This is a genomic window from Burkholderia sp. BCC1996 (assembly GCF_905339955.1).
GTDB lineage: Bacteria > Pseudomonadota > Gammaproteobacteria > Burkholderiales > Burkholderiaceae > Burkholderia.
Map to the genome: position 1 here is coordinate 1 of NZ_CAJPHM010000111.1, position 340 is coordinate 340.

The following is a 340-nucleotide window of genomic DNA, read 5'->3' on the forward strand; positions in this document are numbered from 1 at the left end:
GACCACCGCCGGCAGCGTCAGCGACAGCGTTTCCGCGCCGCCGTCGACTTCGCGTGCAACCGTTGCCTTGCCGTCCGCGATCGTGACCTTCGACGCGAACGTCGCTTGCGGCAGGCCGGCCAGCGCGGCCAGCATCTGGCCCGTCTGGTTCGAATCGTCGTCGATCGCCTGCTTGCCGAGGATCACGAGTTGCGGCTGTTCCTTGTCGACCAGCGCCTTCAGGATCTTCGCGACGGCCAGCGGCTCGACGCTGTCGTTCGACTCGACGAGGATCGCGCGATCCGCGCCGATCGCCAGCGCCGTGCGCAGCGTTTCCTGCGCTTGCGTCACGCCCACCGAC

At 68.5% G+C, this 340-nt stretch carries 1 pseudogene; it reads right to left on the reverse strand.

From position 1 onward, the window contains the following. Positions 1–340 (reverse strand): annotated as a pseudogene (locus tag U4Z64_RS37450) (electron transfer flavoprotein subunit beta/FixA family protein); the annotation flags it as partial.